This is a genomic window from Gordonia sesuvii (assembly GCF_036350415.1).
Taxonomy (GTDB): Bacteria; Actinomycetota; Actinomycetes; order Mycobacteriales; family Mycobacteriaceae; genus Gordonia; species Gordonia sesuvii.
Genome location: NZ_JAZDUF010000019.1, coordinates 1 through 1,435, shown reverse-complemented (window position 1 = coordinate 1,435; position 1,435 = coordinate 1). Strand labels below are relative to the sequence as shown.

1 protein-coding gene is annotated in these 1,435 nt (G+C 63.0%); it reads left to right on the top strand.

Annotated features, from left to right (window positions below; genetic code table 11):
* The first annotated feature begins 171 nt into the window (after positions 1–171).
* The gene (locus VZC37_RS24650) at positions 172–1,410 is read left to right on the top strand and encodes an IS701 family transposase (protein ID WP_330437423.1); all 1,239 of its coding nucleotides are present in this window, start codon (positions 172–174) and stop codon (positions 1,408–1,410) included.
* Positions 1,411–1,435 lie beyond the last annotated feature (25 nt).

Genomic DNA, 1,435 nt, shown 5'->3' with positions numbered 1-1,435 from the left:
CTAGTACTACAGCCGTAGATCGCGGTTGGTGAGAATGCTGCGGCGTGTTTGCGCAGTTCAGAGCGGTTGTCGGGGCATGATTCAGAATTTGTGACGAAACCAAATACGCCCGCGACAACCGCGGATTTGAGCCTAAACCATGACCGGTGGCGCGCTGGGCTCGACGCGCTGATCGACACCATCGCGCCCCGATTCGCCCGCCATGACGCCGCCCGTAACGCCGGCGCGTTCCTGCTGTCGGTGCTCTCGGCGTTGGAGACCAAGAATTGTTGGACGATGGCGGAGATGGCCGGGCACGCCAGCCCGGACAGGTTGCAGCATCTGCTGTCTCGCGCCAAGTGGGAGGCCGACGATCTTCGTGAAGATCTACAGCGCATGGTCATCGACGGTCTCGGCGTCGAGCACGCGGTCCTGGTCGTCGATGAGACCGGCGATCTGAAGAAGGGCACCAACACCGTTGGAGTGCAACGCCAGTACACCGGAACCGCCGGACGGATCGAGAACAGTCAGGTCGCGGTGTATCTGACCTATGCCACCCGCTCCGGGCATGCCCTGATCGACCGCGCCCTGTATCTGCCCCGATCCTGGACTGATGACCCCGACCGTTGCGCCGCCGCCAAGGTGCCCGCTGACGTCGGGTTTGCCACCAAACCTGAGCTGGCCGCACAGCTGATCGCTCGAGCCCTCACCGCTGGCATCGCGGCTGAGTGGGTGGCCGGCGACGAAGTGTACGGCGACGACCCGAAGTTGCGAAGCATGCTCGCCGCCAACAAGATCGGCTACGTCTTGACCGTCGGGTGCCACCGCCAAGTCATCGTCGACGACTACTACATCCGCGCCGACGATCTAGCCGACACGGTACCCGAGCGAGCCTGGAAACGACTCTCGGCCGGCGACGGCGCCAAGGGGCAGCGCTGGTATTCCTGGGCGCGAGTCCGGGTCTACGAGCCGGATCTACCCGGTCATCACTGGATGCTGATCCGCCGCAACGACACCACCGGCGAACTGGCCTACTACCGCTGCCACCATCCCCGGCAGGTCTCGCTGGCTGCGCTGGTCGCAGTCGCCGGGCGACGCTGGACGGTGGAAGAATCCTTCCAATCCAGCAAGGGGCTGACCGGTCTGGATCAGCACCAGGTCCGCACCTGGACGTCGTGGCATCGCTGGACCATCCTGGTCATGCTCGCCCATGCCTTTCTGACCGTCACGACCGTCGCTGAACGAGCCCGTGAAACCCCCGACGCAACACTGATTCGGTTAAGTGTCAACGAGTTTCGACGACTACTTATCGCCTTGATCCTGACTCCTCTACACGCCAGCACACGACTGCTCGACTGGTCACGCTGGCGGCGACAACACCAGCAACGAGCTCGACAGTGCCACCAAAACCGCAGGTCAAAACCACACTAGACACGATCTACGGCTGTAGTACTAG